At 70.1% G+C, this 19,905-nt stretch carries 14 protein-coding genes and 2 pseudogenes; 9 read left to right on the top strand and 7 right to left on the bottom strand.

The features are described from left to right. Nucleotides 1–140: 140 nt before the first annotated feature. Together ACFZDC_RS19250 and ACFZDC_RS19255 are read left to right on the top strand one after the other, a co-directional pair. Nucleotides 141–1,469, top strand: a complete 1,329-nt coding sequence (locus ACFZDC_RS19250) for a beta-xylosidase (RefSeq protein WP_391325244.1) — start codon at nucleotides 141–143, stop codon at nucleotides 1,467–1,469. 100 nt (nucleotides 1,470–1,569) lie between these two features. Beyond that, nucleotides 1,570–2,625: a WxL protein peptidoglycan domain-containing protein gene (locus tag ACFZDC_RS19255; protein WP_391325246.1), complete on the top strand. Its 1,056-nt coding sequence runs from the start codon at nucleotides 1,570–1,572 to the stop codon at nucleotides 2,623–2,625. Here the strand turns inward: ACFZDC_RS19255 and ACFZDC_RS19260 are convergent. Together ACFZDC_RS19260 and ACFZDC_RS19265 are read right to left on the bottom strand one after the other, a co-directional pair. Then, entirely contained in the window at nucleotides 2,519–2,857 is a 339-nt protein-coding gene (locus ACFZDC_RS19260; protein ID WP_391325248.1) for a P-II family nitrogen regulator, read from the bottom strand. The two genes, ACFZDC_RS19255 and ACFZDC_RS19260, sit on opposite strands and share 107 nt — an antisense overlap. Then, nucleotides 2,854–4,170 (bottom strand): ammonium transporter, encoded by a 1,317-nt coding sequence (locus tag ACFZDC_RS19265; protein ID WP_391325250.1) that lies wholly within the window; start codon nucleotides 4,168–4,170, stop codon nucleotides 2,854–2,856. The genes ACFZDC_RS19260 and ACFZDC_RS19265 overlap by 4 nt, the downstream gene beginning before the upstream one ends. 174 nt (nucleotides 4,171–4,344) lie before the next feature. On the opposite strand from ACFZDC_RS19265, the gene era reads away from it, so the two are divergent. Further along, nucleotides 4,345–5,298 (top strand): GTPase Era, encoded by a 954-nt coding sequence (gene era, locus ACFZDC_RS19270; protein ID WP_391325252.1) that lies wholly within the window; start codon nucleotides 4,345–4,347, stop codon nucleotides 5,296–5,298. Here the strand turns inward: era and ACFZDC_RS19275 are convergent. The 5 genes and pseudogenes from ACFZDC_RS19275 to ACFZDC_RS19295 form a co-directional block, all read right to left on the bottom strand. Beyond that, nucleotides 5,295–5,516, bottom strand: a pseudogene (locus ACFZDC_RS19275) (transcriptional regulator); the annotation flags it as partial. The gene era and the pseudogene ACFZDC_RS19275 overlap by 4 nt on opposite strands. Before the next feature lie 56 nt (nucleotides 5,517–5,572). Further along, nucleotides 5,573–6,826: pseudogene (locus ACFZDC_RS19280) on the bottom strand (MFS transporter). Next, nucleotides 6,823–8,145 (bottom strand): GH1 family beta-glucosidase, encoded by a 1,323-nt coding sequence (locus ACFZDC_RS19285; protein ID WP_391325254.1) that lies wholly within the window; start codon nucleotides 8,143–8,145, stop codon nucleotides 6,823–6,825. The pseudogene ACFZDC_RS19280 and the gene ACFZDC_RS19285 overlap by 4 nt, the downstream one beginning before the upstream one ends. Before the next feature lie 106 nt (nucleotides 8,146–8,251). After that, complete coding sequence (locus ACFZDC_RS19290; protein ID WP_391325256.1) at nucleotides 8,252–8,518, bottom strand: protealysin inhibitor emfourin; 267 nt, start codon at nucleotides 8,516–8,518, stop codon at nucleotides 8,252–8,254. 21 nt (nucleotides 8,519–8,539) lie between these two features. Then, nucleotides 8,540–9,610: a M4 family metallopeptidase gene (locus tag ACFZDC_RS19295; RefSeq protein WP_391325258.1), complete on the bottom strand. Its 1,071-nt coding sequence runs from the start codon at nucleotides 9,608–9,610 to the stop codon at nucleotides 8,540–8,542. A 333-nt stretch (nucleotides 9,611–9,943) separates the two neighbouring features. Between ACFZDC_RS19295 and leuA the strand changes: the two genes are divergently transcribed. From leuA to ACFZDC_RS19325, 6 genes are all read left to right on the top strand, one after another. Next, a complete protein-coding gene (gene leuA / locus ACFZDC_RS19300) occupies nucleotides 9,944–11,665 on the top strand; it encodes a 2-isopropylmalate synthase (protein WP_391325260.1) in 1,722 nt (573 codons plus the stop codon). 186 nt (nucleotides 11,666–11,851) lie between these two features. Continuing rightward, the gene (locus tag ACFZDC_RS19305; RefSeq protein ID WP_391325262.1) at nucleotides 11,852–12,547 is read left to right on the top strand and encodes a TerB family tellurite resistance protein; all 696 of its coding nucleotides are present in this window, start codon (nucleotides 11,852–11,854) and stop codon (nucleotides 12,545–12,547) included. A gap of 61 nt (nucleotides 12,548–12,608) precedes the next feature. Further along, entirely contained in the window at nucleotides 12,609–13,808 is a 1,200-nt protein-coding gene (locus ACFZDC_RS19310) for an exo-alpha-sialidase (RefSeq protein WP_391325264.1), read from the top strand. A 361-nt stretch (nucleotides 13,809–14,169) separates the two neighbouring features. Then, on the top strand, nucleotides 14,170–14,664 hold the full coding sequence (locus ACFZDC_RS19315; protein ID WP_391325266.1) for a hypothetical protein: 495 nt from the start codon (nucleotides 14,170–14,172) through the stop codon (nucleotides 14,662–14,664). Next, entirely contained in the window at nucleotides 14,661–15,242 is a 582-nt protein-coding gene (locus ACFZDC_RS19320; RefSeq protein ID WP_391325268.1) for a hypothetical protein, read from the top strand. The genes ACFZDC_RS19315 and ACFZDC_RS19320 overlap by 4 nt, the downstream gene beginning before the upstream one ends. Next, nucleotides 15,242–19,891 carry a putative T7SS-secreted protein gene (locus ACFZDC_RS19325; RefSeq protein WP_391325269.1) on the top strand — a complete coding sequence of 1,550 codons (4,650 nt, stop codon included), beginning with the start codon at nucleotides 15,242–15,244 and terminating at the stop codon, nucleotides 19,889–19,891. The genes ACFZDC_RS19320 and ACFZDC_RS19325 overlap by 1 nt, the downstream gene beginning before the upstream one ends. Nucleotides 19,892–19,905 lie beyond the last annotated feature (14 nt).

Genomic DNA, 19,905 nt, shown 5'->3' on the forward strand with positions numbered 1-19,905 from the left:
GTTCTCCCGTGGATGCCGCAGAAACTGATGATCCGTCAGATTTCTGCGGCATCTCCATTGACTTCTCACCCCCGCTCCACATCAATGCCCCCTGTTGGCGCAGATGAGCCGCTGCGCCCACAACCCTCAGGAGGGGCCCCATGGGTTCGACACCCCGAAGATCCCGACGGTGGCGCTGGGCGTCACTGCTCGGGGCGACCGCCCTCGCGGTCACCGCGGGCGGCGCGCTGGCCTGTCCGGCCGGTGCCGCCGGCACGAACGTGGACTTCGCCACGCACTGCATCCCGCCCGCCGTCGCGGGTATCCCGCCGATCGACGGCACCACCACCGCCAGCGTGTCGGTGGACAACGCCGGCCCGAAGGTCGGCGACACGGTCACCGTGACCTACACGGTGGTCACGCCCGCCGCCGGCAACCCCACCGACCTGGCCCTGCCGGCCGACATCATGACCCCGACCGGCAAGGTCACCCTCGGCGGTGCCCAGACCGGTGACGTCACGGTCGCCGGGCCGAAGAAGAACACCCCGGTGCCGGGGAAGGGCGTCTTCCCGTCCTTCTCCATGACCGGGACGTTCACCGTCACCAAGGCCGGGCAGATCACCCTCTCACCCGGCGACTACAACATCCACACCAGCTACATCCTCGAGCTCGACACTCCGTGCACGGTCACCAACCCGCCCGCCCCGGTGTCGCAGACCGTCACGGCCACCGACGGGACACCGGCCAACACCCGAGCCATCTCACTCGGTTCGGCCTCCGGTGACCCGGGCGCCGGCGTCACCGTCCACGGCAGCAACTTCACGCCGGGTGTCACCGTCACCCTGGCCGGGCGGGCCGGGGCCACCCAGACCGCGGACACCGCCACCGTGACCGCGAACGCCCAGGGTTCCTTCAGCGGTTCACTCGTCGTCAACGACAGGACGACGACCGGCATCGTGGCCTACGAGGGCGGCTCCTGGAACGCGGACAAGGGCGCGGGCCCCGCGGCCTACGTCGTCAACGACAACACGCCCGTCCCGGCCGGCAGCCAGAAGCTGACCACCACCGTCAAGGCGGGCACCCTGTCCATGTCCCAGGCCGGGGACGCCGTCGCGCTCTCGGCGGTCGACTTCGGCAAGGGCGGGGCCTCCACCGGAGCCCTGCGGACGGTGACCGTCAAGGACTTCCGCGGCGGCCCCGCGGGCTGGTCCCTGACCGGCAAGGTCACCGACTTCACCGGTCCCGGCGCCAAGATCGACGCGAGCAGGCTGAGCTGGACCCCCGCCTGCGCGACCAAGGCGGGCAGCCCCAGCACCTGCAAGGCCGGTTCGACGGGCACCGTCGGCACCTCGGGAGCGACCCTCGCGTCGACCCCCGACGGCACGCTCACCGGTGGCGAGTTCACCGTCGACGCCGGACTCTCCCTGGACGTACCGGCGTTCACGCCTCCGGGCGCGTACTCCGGCGTCCTGACCCTCACCCTGACCTGAGAGCGCCGACAGCGGTGGCCGGGCGCCCCCGTCGCACCACGGGACCGCACTCGCCCGACCGCCCGCCCGCCCGACCCGAGCCCACGGGGGGTCCGCACCCATGCGCAAGCCGTACGTCCTCCTCCTGAGCCTCATCTGTCTCGTCCTGGGCGGGACGGCCGCCCCCGCGCGGGCCGCCGACAACGGCAGCTGGTCCGTCTACCCGGTCGCCTCGAAGGTCGCCGCACGCCCCTACTTCTCCCTCTCGGCCGACCCCGGGCAGACCCTCACCGACAAGGTGGCCGTCACCAACAAGACCGGCAAGCCGCTCACCTTCCGGCTCTACGCGGCCGACGCCTACAACACCGCGCGCGACGGCGGGTTCGCCGTCCGCACACTGAAGGAACGTATGCGCGGGGTGGGGGCCTGGGCGAAGCCCGCCCTGTCACGCGTCACCGTGCCCGGCCACAGGACCGTCACCGTGCCGTTCACGCTGCGTGTGCCCCAAGGTGCCGAGCCCGGCGACCACCCGGGCGCGATCGTCGCACTGGAAACGGGGGTCCACCCGCTCGGGCGAACCCGAGAGGGGGGAAGCGGCGCCCCCGGCGGGGGCAGGCTCGCGCTCGGTGTCCGGCGGGCCGTCGGCGCCCGGGTCTACCTCCGGGTCGGCGGCCCCACGCTTCCCGCGCTCTCCGTCGAACACGTGCGCATCGGCCACCACCAGCCACTCGTTCCCGGCCTCGGCGACAGCACGGCGACCATCACCTACACCCTGCGCAACACCGGGAACGTCACCCTGGACCCCAGGGTGCGGCTGAGGGCGCGCGGGCTGTTCGGCCGTACGCTGCTCGACCGCGGCCTGACCGGAATCCCGTCCGAGCTGCTGCCGGGGCAGCGGGTGCGGCTCACCGAGGCCTGGCACGGCGCACCCCAGCTCGACTGGGGGCACCTCACCGTGACCGCGAGCGCACAGGACACCCGTCAGTCGGCGAGCGCCTCCTTCCTCGCGCTGCCCTGGCTGTGCGCCGGGCTGCTGTTCGCGGCCGGAGCGGTGACCGGAGCGCTGCTGGTCAGAGCGCGTCGGGGCCGCGCTCGCCGGTCCGTACCCGTACGACCGTCTCCACGGGCAGCGCCCACACCTTCCCGTCGCCGATCTTCCCCGTCTGCGCGGCGCTGACGATCGCGTCGATCACGTCGTCGGCGACCGCGTCCTCGACCACGACCTCGATGCGGACCTTCGGCACCAGGTCGACCCGGTACTCGGCCCCCCGGTACACCTCCGTGTGGCCGCGCTGGCGGCCGTAGCCGCTCGCCTCGGTCACGGTGAGACCGTGCACGCCCAGCTCCTGAAGTGCCGTCTTGACCGCGTCGAGGCGGTACGGCTTGACGATCGCGGTGATGAGCTTCATGCCTGGGTCTTGACCTTCTGCGTGGAGGAGCCGGCGAGGACGGAGTGGGAGACCGGGGCACCGTGCCCCAGGACCCCGTGATCGTAAGCCGTCTCGGCGTGCACCGTAAGGTCCAGGCCGGTGTGCTCCTGATCCTCGCTCGCCCGGAAGCCCATCGCCTTGTCGATCAGCTTGCCGAGGCCGAAGGTCACCCCGAACGCGTACCCGGCGACGACCACCACGGCCAGCAGCTGCTTGCCGAGCGGGGCGAGCCCGCCGCCGTAGAACAGGCCCTGCGCGCCGCCGGTCATCGCCTTCTCGGCGAACAGGCCGATCAGCACGGTGCCGATGATGCCGCCGACCAGGTGAACGCCGACGACGTCCAGCGAGTCGTCGTAGTTCAGCTTGAACTTCCAGCTCACCGCGCAGGAGCAGACGACGCCGGCGGCCAGGCCCACGACCAGCGCGCCGAGCAGGGAGACCGTGCCGCAGGAGGGCGTGACGGCGACCAGGCCGGCCACCGCGCCGGAGGCGGCGCCCAGGGTGGTCGGGTGGCCGTCGCGCCTCTGTTCGACGAAGAGCCAGCCGAGCAGACCGGTGCAGCCGGCGGCGAGGGTGTTGAGGAAGGCGGCCGCGGCCAGGCCGTTCGCGCCGAGCGCGGAGCCCGCGTTGAATCCGAACCAGCCGAACCAGAGCAGACCGGCGCCGAGGATCACCATGGGCAGGTTGTGGGGACGCATCGCGTCCTTCTTGAACCCGAGCCGGGGCCCGAGGACCAGACACAGGGCCAGACCGGAGGCGCCGGAGGTGATCTCGACGGGCAGACCGCCCGCGAAGTCGAGCGCCCCGAGCCTGTCCAGGATCCAGCCGCCGGGGCCCCACACCCAGTGGGTGACCGGAACGTATACCAGCAGGGTCCAGACCGGGACGAAGACCAGCCAGGCCGAGAACTTCGTGCGGTCGGCGACCGCGCCGCTGATCAGGGCGGCGGTGATGACGGCGAAGGTGAGCTGGAAGGTGGCGAAGAGGAGGGTGGGCACGGTGCCGTGCACGCTGTCCGGGCCGAGGCCGCTCATGCCGGCGTGCCCGAGGCCGCCGATCAGTCCGGCGAAGGCGTCGTCACCGAAGGCGAGCGAGTAGCCGGCCGCCAGCCAGACCACCGTGACCAGGGCGATCGACACAAAGCTCATCATCAGCATGTTGAGGACGCTCTTCGTGCGGACCATGCCGCCGTAGAACAGGGCCAGACCCGGGGTCATCAGCAGGACCAGGGCGGTGGCGGCGAGCAGCCAGGCGGTGTCGCCGGTGTCGATGCGAGCGGCGGCGAGGGTCACGGGCGTCTCCAACGGTGTGGGGGCTCGTCAGAGGGTCACCGGTGAGCGTTTCCGGTTGCGTACAGGTGTGTTTCCGTGACGTTTCGTTGCGTGGGGGTTTCCGGAAGCTCACGGGGAGACCCGGTGGCCGGGACTGGTACGGCACGGCTTCGTGGATCAGGGACAATGGTCGCCATGAGCGTCCGTACCCAGTCATCCGAGCAGCCGGCCGAGACCGCCCACCGCGCCGGCTTCGCCTGCTTCGTGGGCCGCCCCAACGCGGGCAAGTCCACCCTCACGAACGCTCTGGTCGGGCAGAAGGTGGCGATCACCGCCAACCAGCCGCAGACCACGCGGCACACGGTACGCGGGATCGTGCACCGTCCCGACGCCCAGCTGATCCTGGTGGACACCCCGGGGCTCCACAAGCCGCGCACGCTGCTCGGCGAGCGGCTCAACGACGTCGTCCGCACGACGTGGGCCGAGGTGGACGTGATCGGCTTCTGCCTTCCGGCGAACGAGAAGCTCGGCCCCGGTGACCGCTTCATCGCCAAGGAGCTGGCCGGGATCAAGAAGACCCCGAAGGTCGCCATCGTCACCAAGACCGACCTGGTCGACTCCAAGACCCTCGCCGAGCAGCTCATCGCCATCGACCAGCTCGGCAAGGAGCTGAGCTTCGAGTGGGCGGAGATCGTGCCGGTGTCGGCGGTCGGCGACAAGCAGGTGGGCCTGCTGGCCGACCTGATCATCCCGCTGCTGCCCGAGGGCCCCGCCCTCTATCCCGAGGGCGACCTCACGGACGAGCCCGAGCAGGTCATGATCGCGGAACTCATCCGCGAGGCGGCGCTGGAGGGCGTACGCGACGAGCTGCCGCACTCCATCGCGGTGGTCGTCGAGGAGATGCTCCCGCGCGAGGACCGCCCGGCGGACCGGCCGTTGCTGGACATCCACGCCAACGTCTACATCGAGCGGCCCAGCCAGAAGGGCATCATCATCGGCCCCAAGGGCAAGCGCCTGAAGGAGGTCGGCATCAAGTCCCGCAAGCACATCGAGGCCCTGCTCGGTACGCCGGTGTTCCTGGACCTCCATGTGAAGGTGGCGAAGGACTGGCAGCGGGATCCCAAGCAGCTGCGGAAGCTGGGGTTCTAGCCGGCGGCTCCCTGGGGGGTCATGTCCTGCAGTCCTACCACCCGCAGCAACCGCAGTCTCTCGTAGGAGTCCGTTCCCGGGCGGGCCGTGTGGATGACGAGGAGCTGGTGGCGGCCGTGGTGGAGGAGGATCTCGCAGTCCAGTTCCAGCAGGCCCACCACCGGGTGCTGGAAGCGTTCGGTGGCGGCCTGGCGCACGGCCACCTCGTGGGTGTCCCACCAGCAGCAGTATCCGACCCTGTGGGCCGCCCGGGACGCCGGAGCCCTGTGACCGGTCATTCCACGCCGCGAATCCGCCCCACCAGCACCGCCCCGGCCAGCCCGATCACCGCCGCCAGCAGGTACAGCACCCGGTAGCCGCCCAGGTACGTCACGATCGGGGCGGCGAGTGCCGGAGCCGCCACCTGGGGCAGGGCGTTGGCCACGTTGATCACGCCCAGGTCCTTGCCGCGGTCCAGCGCCTTCGGCAGGACGTCCGCCATCAGCGCGAAGTCGACCGAGGTGAACACGCCGAAGCCGACCCCCAGCAGTGCCGCCGCCACGATCGCGCCCGGCCAGGTCTGCCAGCCGGAGAGAGCCGCCGTCGCCACCGCCATCAGCACGCCGGACCACACGACGAACGGCTTGCGGCGGCCCACCCGGTCCGACCGGATCCCCCCGGCCACGACGGCCGCCACCAGCGTCAGGCTGTTGACCGCCGTCAGGAGCAGCACGCCCTGGTCGGGGTCGGAGTAGTGCAGCCGGTCCCGCAGGTAGTACAGGAGGTACAGCAGTACCAGCGAGTTGCTGAGGTTGATCAGGAAGCGGGTCAGCCACGCCCAGCCGAGGTCCGGGTAGCGGCGCGGGCTCAGCCAGAAGCCCGCCAGGAAGGCGCGCCAGGACCAGACCGGCCGGTCCCGCGGCGCCAGCCGCAGATCCTCGTGGCGCAGCACGTACGGCAACACGCCCACCACCGTGAACACCGCGCAGGCCACATACCCGGCACCGGTCCCGCCCGCCACGGTGGCCAGGCCCGTCCCGCCGACCACGCCCAGGATCTGCGCCGCACCCAGCCAGCCGCCCACGGTGCCCCGCTGGAGCCGCGGCACCCGGTCCGGCACGGCCGCGGTCACCGCCGCGAAGGCCGCGTTCAGCGTGAGCTGCGCCAGACACCAGCCCAGCGTCATCGTCCACGGGCCGCCCGCACCCGCGAGCAGCAGCAGCGACAGCGCACCGCCCGCCGTACCGGCCACGATCTACGGCGTACGGCGGCCCCGGCGGGCGGTGGTCCGGTCCGACAGGGCACCGAAGAAGGGGTTGGCGAACAACGAGACCACCGCGCCCGCGCCCGTCACCCACGCCAGCATCGTCTCCTTGGACATCCCCGAGCCGGGCGCGAAGTCCCCGGCCTGGGAGGCGAGCAGGATCTGCAGCGGGCCGAACCAGCCCACCCAGATCGCCCCGTTGGCCAGCGACAGTGCTGCCGTCCAGCCCCGGCCGACCGGCTCCACGGGCTCGGCGAGCGCGGCCGAGGCGCGGGCGGTGGTCATCTCTGCGCCCGCAGCAGGTCCCGGAACCAGTGGTACGAGGCCTTCGGAGTGCGCTTCAGCGTCGCGGGATCGTCGAAGTCCACGTGGACCAGGCCGAAGCGGCGCGCATAGCCCTCCGCCCACTCGAAGTTGTCCATCAGGGACCACACGAAGTAGCCGCGCACGTCCACGCCGGATTCCAACGCCGCGTGCAGCGCCCGGACATGGCCGTCCAGGTAGGTGATCCGGTCCTGGTCGTCGATGCCTTCGTACGAGCACCCGTTCTCCGTGATGACGATCGGCGGGAGCCGGTCGCCGTAGCGGTCGCGGAACCCCGTGAGCAGCTCCGTCAGCCCCTCCGGAACGACCGGCCAGCCGAAGTCGGTCACCGGGCGGTCCTCGATCTCCCGGACGCAGAAGGGGAGTTCGGCCGGCATGGTGAGGCCCCCGAACTCGGTCTCGGTGCCCTGCGGGGCGCCCACCCGGGTCGGCGCGTAGTAGTTGATGCCGTACCAGTCGACGGGTTCGCCGATGACCTCGAGGTCGGAGTGCACGTCTCCGGGCATCAACTCGCCGATGCCCTCGGGGTACTCACCCAGGACGACCGGGTCGGCGAACAGCCGGTTGAGCAGGACGTCGTAGAAGCCCACCGCCTCCAGATCGGCCGGTTCCGCGGAGGCGGGCCAGGTGGGGCCGTGGGAGTTGGCGATGCCGAGGTCCGTCGCCCCGGCAGCGCGCAGCGCCCGTACCGCGAGACCGTGGGCGAGGAGCTGGTGGTGGGCGACCGGGAGCGCGTCGAAGAGCAGCCGCTTGCCGGGGGCGTGGGCGCCCAGCGCGTGGCCCAGCAGGGTGTGCTCGGCGGGTTCGTTGAGGGTGATCCACCGGGTGACGCGGTCGCCGAGGCGTTGGGCCACCCCGGAGACGTACTCGGCGAACCGGGCCGCCGTGTCCCGCTCCAGCCAGTCCAGCGAGGCGGGCAGGTCCCAGTGGAACAGGGTGGGCACGGCCTGTACGCCGGCCGCGCACAGCTCGTCCACCAGACGGTCGTAGAAGTCCAGGCCGCCGGGGGAGTTCACCCGGGGCCAGGAGATCGAGAAGCGGTACGCGTCCACGCCGAGGCCGGCGAGCAGGGCCACGTCCTCCCGGTAGCGGTGGTAGTGGTCGCAGGCCACCGCCGCCGTCGAGCCGTCCTTCACCCGCCCCGGCCCGGCCGTGAAGACGTCCCACACGGATGCCTCACGTTCGTCGACCGCACCCTCGATCTGATGGGCCGAGGTCGACACACCCCACAGGAAGCCGGCCGGGAAACGGGGGATCGGGTCGCCTGCATCAGTCGCCATGGCCGGCATCATCCTTACCCGGGGTAACGCGCGTCAACGCCTCAGCGGGCAAAGGGGTTGCCGAACGACGACTCACATGACGAGACGCGCACTCAGGACCAGAACACTAGGCCCCCTCCTTCAGTACTCGCGAGATCAACTCCCGCTGATCCTCGGTCAGTCGGGGATCGGCCGCGTACGCCGTGCGGCCGTCCACCGTGATCTCGTAGCTGAAGCCGTCCGGTACCCCGGCCGGGGGCGTGCGGTCGCCGGAGGCGATCGCACGCTCGGCCAGGGTGTGCCACTCGGAGGCGTCGGGCCGGCCCGAGGTGTCCACCTCGGCCTGGCGCTCGATACCCGCGAAACCGCCCGTGCGCCGCACTCGAATACGCATGGGGGACTGTCTAGTACGGATCTACAGCGTCCGCACCCCGACCTGTTCCCACGCCTTCTGCACGGCCTGGAGCTCGTCGCCGGCGCCGTACCGCTCGCGGGCGGCCCGCACGGTCAGCGTGGCGAAGTCGGCGAACAGGGCGTCCTGCTTCAGCCCGCCGCCGGTGAGCACGTCGTACCAGATCTGCCCGGCCTTCTCCCAGGCGTAGCCGCCGATGGCCGTGGCGACGAGGTAGAAGGCGTGGTTCGGGATGCCGGAGTTGATGTGCACGCCGCCGTTGTCGCGGCCGGTGCGGACGTAGTCGTCCATCGTCCCCGGCTGCGGGTCCTTGCCGAGGACGTCGTCGTCGTACGCGGTGCCCGGCGCCTTCATCGAGCGCAGGGCGGTGCCGGTGACGCGCGGCGCGAGGAGCCCGGCGCCGATCAGCCAGTCGGCCTCGGCCGCGGTCTGGCCGAGTGCGTACTGCTTGATGAGCGAGCCGAAGACGTCGGAGACCGACTCGTTGAGTGCGCCGGACTGGCCGAAGTAGGTCAGGTTGGCGGTGTGCTGGGTGACGCCGTGGGTGAGCTCGTGGCCGATCACGTCCACCGGGATGGTGAAGTCGAGGAAGATCTCGTTGTCGCCGTCGCCGAACACCATCTGCTCGCCGTTCCAGAAGGCGTTGTCGTAGTCGGTGCCGAAGTGCACGCTCGCGTCCAGCGGCAGGCCCTCGCCGTCGATGGAGTTGCGGCCGTACGCCTTCAGGTACAGCTCGAAGGTGGCGCCGAGGCCCGTGTAGGCGCGGTTGACCGTGGCGTCCGGGCCGGGCTCGGAGCCCTCCTCGCGGACCTTGCTGCCGGGCAGGTCCTGCTGGTGCCGGGCGTCGTAGATGGTGCGGTGCGGCTGGTCGGCCACGGCACCGGCGGGCGGGGCGACGGCGGGCGCGCCGATCACCGTGGTCAGGCGGCGGTGGGTGCGCTGGTAGGCGTCGTGCTCCAGGGACCGGCGGGCGGGGCCGGAGAGGGCGGGGTCCTCGTTACGGGCGAGCTTGTCGAGGACGTGCGGCGGCACGATCGTGCAGAAGACGGGCTGGAAGCCCCCGTTGGTCGTCATGCCGGGCACCCTTGCACTGAGTGACGCTCCTGTCACTACTCGCAACCATGATTGCTGAAATACGGTGACAATACGGTGGTGTCAGCCTTGCTCCGCGTAGTCAAAGTGGTATGGCGCACTTTTTGTCCAGTTTGATTCCGTCGGTCCCGCATACTGATACGGGCCCTCGCGGTCCGGCGCGGCTCGGCTAGCATGCTGAGCATCATGCGTTTCGGGCTGCTCCTTCTTAGCTGCCGCGGCGAGGGCCTGTAGTCGAGGCCGACTCCCTCCCCGCGGAGCTTGGCGTTGCGTCGTCGGCCGTCCTTCCGGACACCTTCCAAGGAGCCCCGCATCATGGCCAACCGCCAGCAGCCCAGTTCCCTGCCGATCCACAAGTACGGCCGGTACGAGCAGGTCGACATCCCGGACCGCACCTGGCCCGGGAAGCGGATCACCGCCGCCCCCCGCTGGCTCTCCACCGATCTGCGTGACGGCAACCAGGCCCTGATCGACCCGATGTCGCCCGAGCGCAAGCGCCGGATGTTCGACCAGCTGGTCAAGATGGGCTACAAGGAGATCGAGGTCGGCTTCCCCGCCTCCGGCCAGACCGACTTCGACTTCGTGCGCTCGATCATCGAGGAAGAGGGCGCGATCCCCGAGGACGTGACCATCTCCGTCCTGACCCAGGCTCGCGAGGACCTGATCGAGCGGACCGTGGAGTCCCTGAAGGGCGCCAGGCGCGCGACCGTCCACCTGTACAACGCCACCGCCCCGGTCTTCCGCCGGGTCGTCTTCCGCGGCTCCAAGGACGACATCAAGCAGATCGCCGTCGACGGCACCCGTCTGGTCATGGAGTACGCCGAGAAGCTGCTGGGCCCGGAGACCGACTTCGGCTACCAGTACAGCCCGGAGATCTTCACCGACACCGAGCTGGACTTCGCCCTGGAGGTCTGCGAGGCGGTGATGGACGTCTACCAGCCCGGCCCGGGCCGCGAGATCATCCTCAACCTGCCCGCCACGGTCGAGCGCTCAACCCCGTCCACGCACGCGGACCGCTTCGAGTGGATGCACCGCAACCTGTCCCGCCGCGAGTACGTCTGCCTGTCCGTCCACCCCCACAACGACCGCGGTACCGCCGTGGCGGCGGCCGAGCTGGCGCTGATGGCCGGCGCCGACCGCGTCGAGGGCTGTCTGTTCGGGCAGGGCGAGCGCACCGGCAACGTCGACCTGGTCACCCTGGGCATGAACCTGTTCTCCCAGGGCGTCGACCCGCAGATCGACTTCTCCGACATCGACGAGATCCGTCGTACGTGGGAGTACTGCAACCAGATGGAGGTCCACCCGCGCCACCCGTACGTGGGCGACCTGGTCTACACGTCCTTCTCCGGCTCCCACCAGGACGCCATCAAGAAGGGCTTCGACGCCATGGAGGCCGAGGCCCGGGCCAAGGGTGTCACCGTGGACGACATCGAGTGGGCGGTGCCGTACCTGCCGATCGACCCGAAGGACGTCGGCCGCTCCTACGAGGCCGTCATCCGCGTCAACTCGCAGTCCGGCAAGGGCGGTGTCTCCTACGTCCTGAAGAACGACCACAAGCTGGAGCTGCCGCGCCGGATGCAGATCGAGTTCTCGAAGCTCATCCAGGCGAAGACGGACGCCGAGGGCGGCGAGATCACGCCGAAGGAGATCTGGGCGGCCTTCCAGGACGAGTACCTGCCGAACCCGGACAACCCCTGGGGCCGTATCCAGGTCAGGACGGGCCAGTCGACCACGGACACCGACGGCGTCGACACCCTGACCGTGGAGGCCACCGTCGACGGCGAGGACACGGTCCTGACCGGTTCCGGCAACGGTCCGATCTCGGCCTTCTTCGACGCCCTGCAGTCCATCGGCATCGACGTACGCCTGCTGGACTACCAGGAGCACACGATGAGCGAGGGCGCCTCCGCGCAGGCCGCCTCCTACATCGAATGCGCGATCGACGACAAGGTTCTGTGGGGCATCGGCATCGACGCGAACACGACGCGTGCGTCGCTGAAGGCGGTCGTCTCCGCGGTCAACCGCGCGACCCGCTGACCCTGCTCTGACCGGGCGTTTCGGGGCTCCAGTCGCTGCATACGGCGGCTGGAGCCCCGTCGATTGCCGGCCATTGCACCCCTCAGGTAACGGACAGGTCTCGTACGGGGTACTGACTCAGCCTCCCGGATGTGGCTAACATCACGCCAGCGCGGCGATGCTGCCGCGTCGTTACGGAGGTGCGACGTGCTGCCAGTACGGGGACGAGACGGCCGTGCCACCAGGGCTGTGCGCATCCTGGGCACCCGCACCGCATGGACACCCGTGGGAGACGGTGAGTTCTACTGCCCCGGCTGCGGAGGCGACCGCAACTACCAGCGGCTGACCGGCCGCCGCCGCTTCACCCTCCTCGGCGTGCCCGTGCTGCCGCGCGGGGTGACCGGACCGGTCGTGGAGTGCGCGTCCTGCGGCCACCACTACGGCACCGACGTCCTCGACCACCCCACCACCCGCCGCTTCTCCGCGATGCTCCGCGACGCCGTGCACACCGTCGCCCTCGCCGTCCTCGCCGCGGGCGGCACCAGCTCCCGTACGGCCCTGGAGACGGCCGCCACCGCGGTCCGCACCGCCGGCTTCGAGGACTGCACCGAGGACCAACTGGCCGCCCTGGTCGACGCCCTCGCCGCCGACACCGGCCGGGTCCTCGGCGGGCCGTGCGGCGCGAGCCTCACCATAGAGCTGCACGAGGCCCTCGACCCGCTCGCCCCGCACCTCGCCCCGGCCGGCCGCGAGTCCCTCTTCCTCCAGGCGGCCCGCATCGCCCTGGCCGACGGCCCCTACACCCCCGCGGAACGCGACGCCCTCACCACGATCGGCGCCGCCCTCACCATCTGCGCCGACGACGTGAACCGGCTGCTGGCCGCCGCGCGTACCCCGTCCTGACGAACACCCGTTCGGCCCTGAGTCGCGCATCGGCGCCGGTGATCCCGGGGACCATGGGGGCGTGACCCCGCTGAGCCGCGCCCTTCTCGCCGCCACCGCGTTTCTCACCCCGCTCGTCACCGCCCATTCCGCCCACACCGCGCACGGCTGCGTCTCCTCCGTGCCGTACGTGGCGGGCGAGGGCGGCTACGACACCTACCGCATCCCCGCGACCGTCCGCACCCGGCGCGGCACCGTCCTGGCCTTCGCCGAGGGCCGGCACGAGGGCCCCGGCGACAGCAGCGACATCGATGTCGTCCTGCGCCGCTCCACCGACGGAGGCTGCGCCTGGGGCCCGCTGACGGTGGTGGCCGCCGGGCAGGGCGACACCCGGGGCAACCCGGCACCCGTGGTCGACCCGCGCACCGGCGAGGTCGTCCTGGTCACCTCCTACAACAGCGGATCGGTGACGGAGGCGCAGATCATGCGGGGGGAGGCCGCGCCGGAGCAGAGCCGGCGGGTGTTCGTGCAGCGCAGCCCGGACGACGGCCGCCACTTCACCCTTCCGAGGGACATCACGGCCGAGGTGAAGCCGCCGCACTGGCGCTGGTATGCGACCGGCCCCGGGCACGCGCTGGCCCTGACCCGCGGCCCGCACACCGGCCGCCTCCTCGTCCCCGCCGACCACTCCGCGGCCCCGCCCCCCGGCTCGCCGGACACCGGCCAGGAGCCCAGGTACTACGGCGCCCACGCCCTCTACAGCGACGACGGCGGCCGCACCTGGCACCTGGGCTTCGTGGACGACACCTACGACGGCGTCGCCAACGCCAACGAGACCAGTGCCGCCCAACTCCCGGACGGCCGCCTCTACTTCACCTCACGCGACCAGAACGGCAGCAGCCCCGGCAACCGTCTCGACGCCTATTCGAGCGACGCCGGCGAGACTCTCGACCGCCCCTTCGCCGGCCAACCCACGCTGAACGACATCCCGGTGATCCAGGGCAGTGTCCTCCAACTCCGGGGCCGCACGGCACCGCTGCTGTTCTCCGGCCCGTCCGTGCCGACCGCGCGCCGGGCGATGGCCCTGTGGTCCAGCGTGGACGGCGGAGCGACCTTCACCAAGACCCTGACGCTGTCCTCGCAGCGAGCCGCCTACTCCGATCTTGTGCAGCTGGGCCGCGACACCGTCGGGATCCTGTACGAGACGGGGGTGGCGGGGGCGTACGAGACGATCGAGTTCCAGCGGGTACGGCCGGCTTGGCCGTCCGTTTCGGTGGGCTAATTGCTGCTTACACGGCGGCAATTGACCGTCCTTTGCCCATTATTGATCCGACGAACGTTGCTCGCGTCAGCCCGCGCATGTGAGCATTGAAGATCGTTCACGGAATGAAAATCGGCTGAACGTATCAAGACATTTTCGGCGGGGGGAAAGCGCTGTGGGCAGCGCTGAGTTGACGGGATCGACGGGGGCGACGGGATCGACGGGCGAGGCCGAGGTGCATCCGCCCAGGTCGGCGCTGACGGACATCGCGGAGCAGACGGTTCTGCACGCTGGCAGTGCACCGCTGCCACCTACTGAGGTGCTTTCTGCGACTCCATCGCACCCGGATTCACACACATTAGCCACCGCGAAGCAGTCCGCAGTGGATACGGCAACGATGGCCGAGCCCGCACCCACGGCCGGCCCGGAATCCGTGGCAACACAGCCGGCCGACCGGCGAGACGCGCCGCTCTCTGCGGAACAGGCCCTGCGACTCAGCGTTCACCGGCGCCTGTTCCACGCCCGCCTCGGGGAGTTCCGACGTCGCCGTGTTCTCGTCCCGTACGGGGAGAACGGTGCGGCCCTCACGGTGGAGATGCAGGGGGCGCGGTGGCTGCTCGCGTTCACCGACGAGGCCGCGCTCGCGCGCTATGCGAGGGCGCGTGAGGAGCGCGACCGGACCTGGCGGTACCGGGCCGTGTGGGGCGCCGCGGTGCTGGACGCGGGCGTACCGGCGGTGGCCGAGGCCGGGCTGCCGTGCGGGGTGCTGGTGGATGCCGGTGACGGTGAGCGGGGGCTGGTGCTGCCACCGGTCGTCGGGATCGTGCCGGAAGCGGTCGCTGTGAACGGACCGGACACGGGGGAGGGACGGCAGTGACGACGCCGAGTGGGGGCGGGCAGCCGGATCTGCGGGTGCAGGGGCTGAAGTCGATCGCCGAGGGCATCAACAAGGCGCTGAGCGAGATGGATTCGCTGGGTGGGATGAAGGGCTGGGCGGGCGCGGGGCGTGGTTTCACCGGCCTGGAGATGGACGGCATGGACGTCGGTGACGACCATCTCGGTGCGATGCTGCACACCTTCTGCGAGCGCTGGCAGTGGGGGGTGCGCGATCTGATGCAGGAGGGCAACGCGCTGGCGGAGGGGATGGGGCTCGCGGCCGGCACCTTCCACCAGACGGACGAGTACGTGAAGGGCTCGCTGAAGGTCGCCTACAACTCCGTGGTCGGAGATCCCTTCGCCTCCAACGAGCAGGTGCAGAAGGAGAGCCTGGACCAGATCAACCATGCCGCGGCGACCACGGGTTACGGCGAGAAGGACCGCGACAACCTGGTGAACTCCGTGAAGCAGACCGGGAAGGGCATGCTCACGGACGTGGAGACGAGCGAGGGCATGCCCGGCAACCCGATCTCGCCGTCGATCGTGCGGGATGTGGCCGGGCCGGGTGACGGTAACTGATGTCGTTCACCAGCAAGTTCAACAGTGCCGTCGGTTCGCTGAAGTCCGGGTACGACGACGTCAAGCGGGCGACGGGCCACGTGATCGACGAGGGCGCCCACGGCGTGGGCGACGCGCTCGACTGGGCCGGCGCGCACGGTGCGGCCGACAAGGTCGACGACTGGGGTGACTCCACCGCGTCCAGGCTGGGCGCGCACGTGGACGAGCAGCAGCTGGACGAGACGGAGGATCCGAAGGAACTCATCCACGGCAGCCCGGCGAAGCTGCGGGAGACGGCGGGGCATCTGCGGAACTTCGCGGGGTCCTTCGGCGCGGTGGCGTCGGGGATGCAGACGTTGGACTCGTCGGATTTCAAGGGTGAGGCGGCCGATACCTTCCGCAAGACGTTCGCGACGCATCAGGTCAAGTGGCGTCAGGCGGCCGAGGCGTGCGGGGAGGCGGCCTCGGCTCTGGAGAACTTCGCGCACACGGTGGAGTGGGCGCAGTCTCAGGCGCGGGAGGCGGTGGCGAAGTACCGCGAGGGCAAGGCCGCCTCGAAAGCCCATGAGCAGAAGGTGCAGACGTACAACGACGCGGTCGAGGCGGGCGAGAAGGACCCTGGTCCGAAGCCTTCGGACCAGGACCCGGGGGATGAGGCCAAGCAGGCGGCCGAGCAGATCCTGGCCGCCGCAAGGCGCCAGCGCAGCCACCTTGCCGCGGAGGCCGCCGACCGTGTCAAAGCAGCGCTGCAGCACGCCCCCAGCGAGCCGTCGGCCCTGAACCAGCTCAAACTGGACGGTGCTGATGTCTGGGATGCCGCCAAGACGGAGGACATGCGCTTCTTCGGCGGCTTCATGCGCGGGCTGGGCGATCTGAACAACCTGGCCCGCAACGCGAACCCGCTCGACCCGTACGCGATCACACACCCCTACGAAGCGCTCCAGGCCAAGGTGGAACTCCTGGGCGGCGCCGTGCACTTCGTCACGCATCCCACCCAGACCGGCAACCAGCTCTGGAACTCCTTCCTGCAGGACCCCGGCGGGGTCGGCGGTGAACTCCTGCCCCAGTTCCTCATCCCGGAGGCGGGCGCCGAGGGAGCGGCCGCGGACGGTGTCCGGGTTGCGGAGGACGGGACGAGGGGGGCCGAGGAAGCGGCGGCCGGGGAACGAGCGGCGGAGGGCGAGGCCGGAAACTCCGCGCGGGAGACGGTCAACGATGACCCGCACGATCACTCCCGCGAAGAGGACGCCGTGGAGGACTGTGGTGACCCGGTCGACGTCGCCACCGGCAAGATGTTCCTGCCACAGACCGACGCGGCCCTCCCCGGTGTGCTGCCATTGGTCCTGAAGCGGCGAGTGGAGTCCGGCTACCGCCTGGGCCGCTGGTTCGGCCCCTCGTGGTCCTCCACCCTGGACCAGCGTCTGGAGATCGACGCGGAGGGAGTCGTCTTCGTCACCGAGGACGGTCTGCTCCTGGCGTACCCGCACCCGGCCCCCGGTCTGCCCACCCTCCCATCGCACGGCCCCCGCTGGCCCTTGGACCGCGTTGCCGACGGCTACACGATCACAGACCCGCGCACGCTCCGCACCTGGCACTTCGCCGACCGGGGCGAAAACCTGGCCGTCCTGGAACAGATCGACGACCGCAACGGCAACTGGATCACGTTCGAGTACGACGCGGAAGGCACGCCCCTAGCCGTGGGGACGAGCGCAGGCCAGGGAGTCCGCATCACGACGGAGTCGGGCCGCGTCACGACCTACCACCTGGCGGCGACCAGCCAGGAGCTGAAACGCTTCGGCTACACAGAGGGCAACCTCACGGAGATCATCAACTCCTCGGGGCTGCCACTCCGCTTCACTTACGACGACTCGGGCCGGGTCACGTCCTGGAGGGACACGAACGACCGCAGCTACACGTACGAGTACGACGACCAGGACCGCTGCACAGCCCAGACCGGCTCCGCGGGCCACATGGCAACGCGCTTCTCCTACGGGGAACCGGACCCGGAGACGGGCCTGCGGGTGACCACGGCGACCAACGGCGAAGGCCACAGCACTCGCTACCTGGTCAACGGAGCACGGCAGGTGGTGGCCGTGATCGACCCGCTCGGCGCCGAAACCAGTTACCACCGCGACCGCTACAACCGCCTGCTGTCCCAGACGGACCCACTGGGCCACACGACGACATTCGAGTACGACGAGACGGGCAACACCACGAGGGTGGTACGCCCGGACGGCCGCGAGGCGAGGGCGGAGTACAACGAACTCGGCTTGCCGGTGAAGGTGGTGAATCCGGACGGCACGGTGATCCGCCAGGGCTTCGACGAGCGAGGCAACCGCACGTCGGTGACGGACCAGGCGGGTCAGACGACCCGTTTCACGTACACGGAAGCCGGTCACCTCACGTCCGTGACGGATCCATTGGGCAACACGACAAGGGTCGTCTGCGATCGTGCGGGCCTCCCCGTGGAGGTGAGGGACCCGCTCGGCGCAGTGACGCGCTACGAACGGGACGCCGCCGGCCGCCCGATCGCGACAACGGACCCGACGGGTGCGGTGACCCGCCTGGAGTGGACGGTAGAGGGCCGCCTGTCGTGCCGTACGGCCCCGGACGGCACGACCGAGTCATGGACGTACGACGGCGAGGGCAACTGCACGAGCCACACGGATGCGCTGGGCGGCGTCTCGCGCTTCGAGTACACGCACTTCGACCTGCTGACGGCACGCACCGGCCCGGACGGTGTCCGCTACGAGTTCGACCACGACAGCGAACTGCGCCTGACGAAGGTCACCAACCCGCATGGCCTGACGTGGACGTACGAGTACGACGCGGCAGGCCGCCTGGTGACGGAGACGGACTTCGACGACCGCACCCTCACCTACACGCACGATGCGGCAGGACGCTTGGCCTCGCGCAGAAACCTTCTTGGCGAGGTGGTGTCCTTTGAGCGCAACGAACTGGGCCAGGTGACCCGCAAGGACGCCGCCGGCCGGGTCACGACGTACGCCTACGACCTCACCGACCAGCTCGCCCAGGCCACCGGCCCCGACGGCACGACGCTCACGCTGCTGCGCGACCGGCACGGCCGCCTGCACTCGGAATCGGTCGACGGCCGCACGGTCACGTACAGGTACGACGACCTGGGCCGCCGCACCGGCCGCACGACGCCCACCGGCGCCACCACCACCTGGTCCTACGACGCGGCCGGCCGCCGCACCGGCATGGTGGCCTCGGGCCGCACGATCGACTTCACCTACGACGAGGCGGGCCGCGAACTGTCCCGCCGCATCGGCGAGACGGTCACCCTGGAGCACGCCTTCGACGCGCTGGGCCGCCTGACCACGCAGTGGGTGACGGGGGTGGAGGGCCGCACGGTGCAACACCGGGCGTACACCTACCGCGCCGACGGCAACCTCATCGGCATAGAAGACCAGCTCTCCGGCTCCCGCCACTTCGACCTCGACGCGGCGGGCCGGGTGACGGCGGTACACGCGGCGGGTTGGACGGAACGGTACGCGTACGACGAGGCGGGCAACCAGACCGAGGCGAGCTGGCCGTCGACCCACCCGGGCCAGGAGGCGGTGGGCCCGCGCACCTACACGGGCACCCGCATCACGCGCGCCGGCAACGTCCGCTACGAACACGACGCGCTGGGCCGCATCACCCTCCGCCAGAAGACCCGCCTGTCCCGCAAGCCGGACACCTGGCACTACGAATGGGACCCCGAGGACCGCCTGGCCTCGGTCGTGACCCCGGACGGCACCCGTTGGCGCTACACCTACGACCCGCTGGGCCGCCGCACCACGAAACTCCGTCTCGCCCCGGACGCCGAAACGATCGTCGAACGAGTCGACTTCACATGGGACGGCACCACCCTCTGCGAACAGACCACGACATCCCCCGACCTCCCCAACCCGATCACCCTCACCTGGGACCACGAGGGCCTGTATCCCCTCGCCCAGACGGAACGCATCATCGCGGCCGACGCACCCCAGGACGAGATCGACTCCCGCTTCTTCGCCATCGTCACCGACTTGGTCGGTACCCCCAGCGAACTGGTCGACGAGCACGGCGACATCGCCTGGCACACCCGCAGCACCCTATGGGGAACAACGGCATGGGCGGCCAACAGCATCGCCTACACGCCCCTGCGCTTCCCCGGCCAGTACTACGACCCTGAAACCGGCCTCCACTACAACTACTTCCGCCACTACGACCCCGAAACTGCTCGCTACCTCACGCCCGACCCCCTCGGCCTCACTCCTGCGCCAAATTCCGTCGGTTACGTCCACAACCCCCATACTTGGGCCGACCCCCTCGGGTTGACTCCTTGCAAGAGGAAAGAAGTACTCCCTGAGGGGTATACATCGTCTCCGGCGCTCGAGAATGACCCGTACCACCCTGATATGGTTAAACAGCGGAGGGATGGAAACCGGGAACTCTACGGCCCGACGCCAGCAGACAGGGCCGCCGAGCTCGGGTACGCCAGGAGAATTTCACCTCAGAAGGCTCCCTTCCATTCTCACGGGCAAGAGGTGTTCTTCAACGGGAAGAACTACATCACGCCGGACGTAGACGGGCACAATGTTTCCGACGGATGGAAGATGTTCAATAAGAGGGGTCAGAGGATCGGTACTTATGATGCGGATCTCAACTACATCAAGGATTGAATCGTTCTCCATCA

Source organism: Streptomyces sp. NPDC007905 (genome assembly GCF_042959345.1).
In the GTDB taxonomy this organism is placed as follows: domain Bacteria; phylum Actinomycetota; class Actinomycetes; order Streptomycetales; family Streptomycetaceae; genus Streptomyces.

Excerpts from the sequence above, each read along its gene's own strand:
- ACFZDC_RS19260 (WP_391325248.1), bottom strand. The coding sequence starts at position 2,857 with ATGAAGCTCATCACCGCGATCGTCAAGCCGTACCGCCTCGACGCGGTC.
- leuA (WP_391325260.1), top strand. The coding sequence starts at position 9,944 with ATGGCCAACCGCCAGCAGCCCAGTTCCCTGCCGATCCACAAGTACGGC.
- ACFZDC_RS19290 (WP_391325256.1), bottom strand. The coding sequence starts at position 8,518 with ATGCGTATTCGAGTGCGGCGCACGGGCGGTTTCGCGGGTATCGAGCGC.
- ACFZDC_RS19255 (WP_391325246.1), top strand. The coding sequence starts at position 1,570 with ATGCGCAAGCCGTACGTCCTCCTCCTGAGCCTCATCTGTCTCGTCCTG.
- ACFZDC_RS19285 (WP_391325254.1), bottom strand. The coding sequence starts at position 8,145 with ATGGCGACTGATGCAGGCGACCCGATCCCCCGTTTCCCGGCCGGCTTC.
- ACFZDC_RS19325 (WP_391325269.1), top strand. The coding sequence starts at position 15,242 with ATGTCGTTCACCAGCAAGTTCAACAGTGCCGTCGGTTCGCTGAAGTCC.
- era (WP_391325252.1), top strand. The coding sequence starts at position 4,345 with ATGAGCGTCCGTACCCAGTCATCCGAGCAGCCGGCCGAGACCGCCCAC.
- ACFZDC_RS19295 (WP_391325258.1), bottom strand. The coding sequence starts at position 9,610 with ATGACGACCAACGGGGGCTTCCAGCCCGTCTTCTGCACGATCGTGCCG.
- ACFZDC_RS19250 (WP_391325244.1), top strand. The coding sequence starts at position 141 with ATGGGTTCGACACCCCGAAGATCCCGACGGTGGCGCTGGGCGTCACTG.